Source organism: Streptomyces sp. NPDC101132 (assembly GCF_044759225.1).
Taxonomy (GTDB): domain Bacteria; phylum Actinomycetota; class Actinomycetes; order Streptomycetales; family Streptomycetaceae; genus Streptomyces.
In genome coordinates this window covers 74,062-80,819 of sequence record NZ_JBIVYX010000003.1, presented here as the reverse complement: position 1 = coordinate 80,819, position 6,758 = coordinate 74,062, and the positions used below count along the sequence as shown (strand labels likewise).

The following is a 6,758-nucleotide window of genomic DNA, read 5'->3' as shown; positions in this document are numbered from 1 at the left end:
CGGCCCCACCTCACCCGGGTCACCCTTATCGCCCGCCGGGCCCTGGGTACCGGTCTGGCCCACATCGCCCTTGTCGCCCTTGTCGCCCTTGAGCCCCTGCGCGCCGGTGTCGCCCTTCGGCCCGGGGGCTCCGTCACGGCCGGCGGCACCCGCCGGGCCCTGAGGACCGACCGGGCCGGTGTCGCCCGGGTCGCCCTTGGGACCGGCCGGACCGGGGGCTCCGTCGGCGCCACGTTCGCCCTGGGGGCCGGTGTCGCCCTTCGGGCCCGGGGAGCCGTCGCGCCCGTCCGCACCGACGGGACCCTGGGGTCCTGCCGGACCGGCCTCGCCACGCTCGCCCTGAAGACCAGCCGGACCCACCGGACCGGCCTCTCCCTGCTCACCGCGCTCACCAGCCGGACCTGCCGGGCCGGTGTCGCCCCGGTCCCCCGCCGGACCCACCGGACCCGGCTCGCCCTGGTCGCCCTTCGGCCCTACCAAGCCCGGCTCACCCTGGTCGCCCTTCTCACCGCGCTCACCTGCCGGACCGGTCTCGCCCCGGTCCCCCTTCTCACCCGCCGGACCCACCGGACCCGGCTCGCCCCGGTCGCCCTTCGGACCCGGCTCGCCCCGGTCGCCCTTCGGACCCGGCTCACCCCGGTCGCCCTTGTCCCCCTTCTCGCCCTTCGTCGGAGGGGGCTTGACGGGGCACCACGGCACCGGGTGGTGGTTCTTCACGTAGCGGGCCGCCATCCAGCCCTCGATGTCGGCGAGCCGGTACCAGATGTCGTTCCCGTCGACCGTCTCGCCCCGGACCTTGCACTTCAGGCGCACGTGCGTGCCGCTCTTGCGGCTGCCGAGCTTCTTGGCGTGCGTGGTGGGGGCGGAGCGGACGTGCTGGGTCGTCTTCGCGGTGACCCGGCCGTCCGGCCTCCCACCCGTGCCGAAGGCGGACGCGGTGGTCTGGGCGGCGGCGGGCAGGACCAGGGCTGCGCTCAGGCCGAGCGTGACTGCTCCGGCGGCCAGTTGGCGGCGGGCAGCCTTGAGATCCGCCAGGGAGGCGAGAGACATGAGGGGGTGGCGCCTTTCGATCGCTTGCGCTTGGGTGCGGCGATCATCAGGTAAGCGCCCCGATGGACCGTCCCGCGCCGCGCGCCCGTGCGTCCGATCAGCCCATCCAAGATCACCCCGGTTGCGGCGCAGCGCCTGGGGAGGTGGGCGCCCTCCCCGGTGCGCCCTCACTCGCGTGCGGCGGAGCAGTTGCGGTAGTGGACCGCCCCTCCCCCGCCGCCACCACCCGTCAGGGACCCGCCCGAACCGCCGTCGTCGGCCTCCTCCGTCACCGTGACGGTGGGCCCCGGCTCGGTGACGGTGACCGTCACCGCGGGCGCCGGCGTGCGTTCGGCGGGAGCCGTCACCGTGGCCGTCACCGTGACGGTCGGGCCGGGGACGGGTTTGACCACGGTCTTCGTGTCCGCCGAGCAGGCGCCCACCGCGAGGGCGAGGACGATGACCATCGCGAAGAGGCCGCCGCAGCCGACTGCTGGCCGTTGGGGGCCGCCCGCCGGGTGGGGCGGGCGGCCTGGTGGGGTGGGGGTCAGCGGAGGCCGTACTGCTGGCGGGTGTCCAGCTTGCCGTTCTCGAAGAGGAAGATCGCGGAGCCGCCGGTGCTGGCCTGGTCGCACTCGTAGGTCGAGGTGCGGTGGCCCTTGATCTCGCTCTGGCCGGTGCGGATGCAGGTTCCGGTGCCGGCGATCTCCTTCATCTGCGTGATCGTCTTGCCCAGGGTGATCTTCGTGTACTTCGCCTTGGTCATGCGGCCGTTGGACGTGCCGCCGTCCAGCAGGACCTGCATGCGGAGTTCCAGCTTGTTGTTGGTGAAGCTGAAGTTCGCGGAGCTGTAGGGCTTGTTGCCCTTGCACTCGTACGACTTGAGCGTCATGCCGCCCACGGTCGAGCTGCTCACCAGCTTGCACGCGCCACGGCCCGCGGCGGCGTGCATCGTGGCGGTGGAGACGCCGAGCTTGATCTTGTCGTACTCCGCCTTGGTGATCGTCGCGGTGGCGGCGTTCGCGGTGGCCGCGGAGGCCAGGCCCATCGCGGCGGCGAGGACGGGGACGGCAATCAGCCGGAGCTTGGACATACGGATCCTTCGCGTGAAGAGTATGTGAAGAGCCCCGGCATGGTGCACAGGTTTTGGATCACCCAGGAAGGGTGAATTTCGGCCACGGGCTGCCGTTCAGCCCGTGGCCGCATTCCGTCAGCGCAGGTGCGAGGTGTCGTTCAGCAGGCGGAGGGACGCGTTCCCGTCCGCGTAGTACGCCACCGCCGACAGCGAGGCCGCCGACAGCTCCATCCGGAACAGCGCCTCCGGCGGGGCCCCGAGGGCCAGCCGCACCAGCGTCTTGACCGGGGTGACGTGGGTCACCAGCAGCACCGTACGGCCCTGGTGCCGGCTCAGCAGCCGGTCACGGGCCGCGGTGACGCGCCGGGTGACCGCCGCGAAGCTCTCGCCGCCGCCCGTCGGGGCGGCCTTCGGGGAGGCGAGCCAGGCCTCCAGGTCCTCCGGGTGGCGCTCCTTCACCTCGGCGAAGGTGAGCCCCTCCCAGGCGCCGAAGTCCGTCTCGCGCAGCCCCTCGTCGACCAGGACGTCGAGCCCGAGGCGGTCGGCGACCGCCTGCGCGGTCTGCCGGCAGCGCTTCAGCGGCGAACTGACGATGGCTTGAATCGTTCCCCGCGCGGCGAGGGCCGCGGCCACCGCCTCGGCCTGCCGCAGCCCGGCCGGGGACAGCTCCGGATCGGTGCCGCCGCTGCCGGAGAACCGCTTCTGCGGGGTCAGGGCCGTCTCGCCGTGCCGCAGCAGGACGAAGGTGGCCGGCGTCCCCAGGTCCGGGGCGCCCCAGCCGGCGGTCGGGGCCGGCTTCGCCTCGTGGGAGGCCTCCACCACGGCGGTGGTGTCCAGCGCCACGGGAGTCCCGGCGACCACGCGGGCCGCGTCCCCGTCCCGTACCGCGCCGCGGTCCCGTACGCCCGAACCGGCACCGGAAGCGGAACCGGCACCCGAGCCCGTACCCGAGCCCGACCCCACACCCCCCGCCAGCGCCGCGCGCGCCGCCGCCGCACCCGCCGCGGCGTCGCCGGGCGGCCCGGACGGCGGGGGAACGGCCAGCGCACGGGCCGCGCCCCGGTCCAGGGCCGCGGACGAAGCGGACGGCGACCACTGCTCTCCGCGCTTGCCCGCGTCCATCGCCTCGTTCGCCAGCCGGTCGGCGTGCTTGTTCCGCTCGCGCGGGATCCACTCGTACGCGACCTGGGCCCCCGGCAGGATCCGCGCGGCCGCCGCGGCCAGCGGCTTCATGTCCGGGTGCTTGATCTTCCAGCGGCCCGACATCTGCTCGACGACGAGCTTGGAGTCCATCCGCACGGTCACCGACGCGTCCGGCGCCAGCTCCCGCACGGCCGTCAGACCGGCGATCAGGCCCTTGTACTCGGCCACGTTGTTCGTGGCGACGCCGATGTACTCGGCCCGCTCAGCGAGCGTCTCGCCGCTCACCGGGTCGATCACGACGGCGCCGTAGCCCGCGGGCCCCGGGTTGCCCCGGGAGCCCCCGTCGGCCTCGACGACGAGGCGGCGCATCAGATGCCCGAGTCGGCCGTACGGACCAGGATCCGGCCACAGTTCTCGTGGCGCACGACCTGGTTCCGGGGCGCGGCCTTGACCTCGTTGACCTCGGCGATGTCCAGCTCGATCTGGCAGCCCATGCAGCGGCGCTGGTACAGCTTGGCCGCACCGACGCCCGCCTGCTTGGCGCGGATCTTCTCGTACAGGGCGATCAGGTCGGCCGGCACGGAGGCGACCACGACCTCGCGCTCCTTGGTGACGGCCGTCGTCTCGGCGTCGAGCTCGGCGGTCGCGGCGTCGCGGCGCGCGGTGGCGTCGTCGGTCTTCGCCTGCACGGAGGACACGCGCTCGGTCAGCTCGGCGACGCGCTCCTGCGCGGACTCGCGGCGCTCCATGACCTCCAGGACCACGTCCTCCAGGTCGCCCTGGCGCTTGGCCAGCGAGGCGATCTCGCGCTGGAGGTTCTCCAGGTCCTTCGGGGAGGTGACCGCGCCGGAGTCCAGGCGCTGCTGGTCGCGGACGGCGCGCTGGCGCACCTGGTCCACGTCCTGCTCCGCCTTGGTCTGCTCGCGGGCGGTGTCGCTCTCCTCGGTCTGCGCGGCGACGAGCAGGTCGCGCAGCTGCGTCAGGTCCTTGGTCAGGGAGTCGAGCTCGGCGTGCTCGGGCAGCGACTTGCGCTTGTGGGCGAGCTGCGACAGCCGTACGTCCAGGGCCTGGACGTCGAGGAGTCGGATCTGGTCGGCGGGCTCGGCGTTCAGTTGGGGGCTCCAGTGATGGTGGTGGTGGGAACGGTGGACGCCGCGTGGGCGGTCCAGGGGTCGGTGACCGTGTGCGAGACGTGGGTGCGCAGGCCCCAGCCGTGCCGGTCGGAAATCGCGTCGAGCTGGGCCGCGGCCTGCTCGCACCAGGGCCACTCGGTGGCCCAGTGGGCGGCGTCGAGGAGGGCGAGGGGACTGGTCTCGCGGGCCTCCGACACCGGGTGGTGGCGCAGGTCGGCGGTGACGAACGCGTCGACACCGGCCGCCCGCACCTGCTCGAAGAGGCTGTCGCCCGAGCCGCCGCTGACCGCGACGGTACGGATCACCGCGTCCGCGTCCCCGGCGACCCGTACGCCCTGCGCGGTGGCGGGCAGCCGGGCGGCGACCCGTCCGGCGAACTCGGCCAGCGTCTCGGGGTGGTCGAGCTCGCAGAGCCGGCCCAGGCCGCGGCGCCCGGAGGGGTCGGTGGGGTCGGGTACGAGGGGACCGGTGACCCGCAGGTCGAGGGCGCCGGCGAGGGCGTCGGAGACGCCCGGGTCGGCGGTGTCGGCGTTGGTGTGGGCGACGTGCAGGGCGATGTCGTGCTTGATCAGCGTGTGCACGACCCTGCCCTTGAAGGTGCCCGCGGAGACCGTCGTGGTCCCGCGCAGGTACAGCGGGTGGTGGGTGACGACCAGGTCGGCGCCGAGTTCCACGGCCTCGTCGGCGATCTCCTGGACGGGGTCGACGGCGAAGAGCACGCGCGTGACCTCGGCGTCGGGGTCGCCGCAGACGGTTCCGACCGCGTCCCACTGCTCGGCCCGCGCGGGGGGCCAGAGGGCGTCGAGCGCGGCGATGACTTCAGACAGACGGGGCACGAGCCAAGGCTACCGTCCGTACGGCCCGGGCCTGGCCTGGCCGTACGGCTCCGGGCCTGGCCCGGGGCGTGCGGGAGGGAGCGGGGCACTGCGCGGACCGCCGGCGCCGGGGTTCCGGCGGCCGGGAGGGGGGTCGCTTCGGGCCACCCGGCATGCGCTCGCAGCACATTCGTCCCGTCTCCCTCAGGCGAATCGTGCGGTGGCCACCCTTATGTGTGAAGCGAGTGGGGTCGTGTTGTTCGGCTGGAAGTGCGAAAACTAGCTTCCTCGCTGGAGGTGACGTTCCGATGACAGTCTGTTCCACCGAGACTGCCGGGCCCGCGTTCACGATCGCCGCCGACGGCTCGTACGCCGCGCGGCTGGCGGGTGAGGGAGAGGCCCGGTTCCCCGAGCGCTGGACGCTGGACGGGCCCGAGCCGTACGCGGTTCCGCTGCCGCTGGAGCAGCCCGAGGAGGCGGACAGCGAGGTGCTGCCGCTGACCGACGGGCGGGTGCTGATCCACCGGAGGGTGGCGGACCGGCACGCGTTCGCCCTGCTCTACCCGACCGGGTCAGGGGGGAGCGCGGGGCCGCGCACGGGGGAGCTGGCGCTCGGCGTGATCGAGGCGCGGGAGGAGCAGCGGGTGACGCTGCTGCCGCCGGCCCCGGACGGGCGGAGCGCGTACGCGCTCGTGGCGGGCGGGGGCACGAGCACGGTCTGGCGGGTGGCGGGGGGTGCGTCGGCGCCCGAGAGGGTGGCGGAGCTCGCCGGATCGTGCTCGGGGGGCGTGTGGCTGGACCGGGCGGGGCGGATGCTGGCCCTGGACCGGGAGACCGGGGGGCGGGTCAAGGCGGTCTCGGTGGACCTGGGCCGGGCGGGCGAGGTGTCGCCGCTGCTCCAGATCGCGGAGCGGAGCGACGACCGGCTGCTGCTGGCGGACCCGGACAGCGGGCTGCTGCTGATCCGTTCCGACGCTCCGGGGGAACCGCGGCTGGGGTGGGGCGTGCTGGGGAGCGCGCGGCCGGTGCGGTTCCCGGAGTGCCTGCGGGCGGCGGGGGGTTCGGCGGTGCCGTTCGCGGTGCAGCCGGGGCAGGCGCTGATGCCGGAGAGCTGCGCGGTGGCGCTGCGGCTGGGCGGGGGTACGGGGACGCCGGGTGACACGGGGGCGGCCGGGGGTTCGGCCGGGGGCACGGCGGCGGGCGGGGACGCAGGGACGGCCGGGGGCACGGGGGCGGCCGGGGACGTGCGGCTCGGGCTGTGGCGGCCGTCGGAGAAGCGGCTGTTCGAACTGCGGGGGCCGGTGGGTTGGCTGGGCGGCGCGGGGCTCTGGACGCGGGACGGGCTGCTGAGGCTGCCGTACGCGACGGGGGACGAACCGTGCGGGGTGCTGACGGCCACGATGCCCCAGCCGGCGCCGCAGATAAGGGTGATGCCGACCTCGGTGCCGGCCCAGCCGTCCCCGCTCCCGGCGCCGCCGGCCGCGCCCCGGCCCGTACCCCTGCAACAGGCTCCGCTCACCGGGCGTTGACAGCCGCTGGTCGAGAGCCGCTCGACTTCCGCTC

Annotated in this window: 6 protein-coding genes and 1 pseudogene; 1 reads left to right on the top strand and 6 read right to left on the bottom strand. The window is 74.6% G+C overall.

The window, feature by feature from the left end; translation table 11 throughout:
- The 6 genes and pseudogenes from ACIQUR_RS07955 to ACIQUR_RS07930 all read right to left on the bottom strand — a co-directional run.
- Nucleotides 1-1,050 (bottom strand): annotated as a pseudogene (locus ACIQUR_RS07955) (hypothetical protein); the annotation flags it as partial.
- Between the two features lie 167 nt (nt 1,051-1,217).
- The gene (locus ACIQUR_RS07950) at nt 1,218-1,496 is read right to left on the bottom strand and encodes a hypothetical protein (RefSeq protein WP_403660092.1); all 279 of its coding nucleotides are present in this window, start codon (nt 1,494-1,496) and stop codon (nt 1,218-1,220) included.
- An 80-nt stretch (nt 1,497-1,576) separates the two neighbouring features.
- Nucleotides 1,577-2,122 carry a hypothetical protein gene (locus ACIQUR_RS07945; protein ID WP_403660090.1) on the bottom strand — a complete coding sequence of 182 codons (546 nt, stop codon included), beginning with the start codon at nt 2,120-2,122 and terminating at the stop codon, nt 1,577-1,579.
- Nucleotides 2,123-2,239: 117 nt separating this feature from the next.
- A complete protein-coding gene (locus ACIQUR_RS07940) occupies nt 2,240-3,616 on the bottom strand; it encodes a bifunctional RNase H/acid phosphatase (RefSeq protein WP_403660087.1) in 1,377 nt (458 codons plus the stop codon).
- Nucleotides 3,616-4,359 (bottom strand): zinc ribbon domain-containing protein, encoded by a 744-nt coding sequence (locus tag ACIQUR_RS07935; protein ID WP_403661403.1) that lies wholly within the window; start codon nt 4,357-4,359, stop codon nt 3,616-3,618. The genes ACIQUR_RS07940 and ACIQUR_RS07935 overlap by 1 nt, the downstream gene beginning before the upstream one ends.
- A complete protein-coding gene (locus ACIQUR_RS07930) occupies nt 4,356-5,216 on the bottom strand; it encodes a Nif3-like dinuclear metal center hexameric protein (protein ID WP_403660084.1) in 861 nt (286 codons plus the stop codon). The genes ACIQUR_RS07935 and ACIQUR_RS07930 overlap by 4 nt, the downstream gene beginning before the upstream one ends.
- Before the next feature lie 287 nt (nt 5,217-5,503).
- Here ACIQUR_RS07930 and ACIQUR_RS07925 point away from each other — a divergent pair, with 287 nt between their 5' ends.
- Nucleotides 5,504-6,724 carry a hypothetical protein gene (locus tag ACIQUR_RS07925; RefSeq protein WP_403660081.1) on the top strand — a complete coding sequence of 407 codons (1,221 nt, stop codon included), beginning with the start codon at nt 5,504-5,506 and terminating at the stop codon, nt 6,722-6,724.
- Nucleotides 6,725-6,758: the final 34 nt, after the last annotated feature.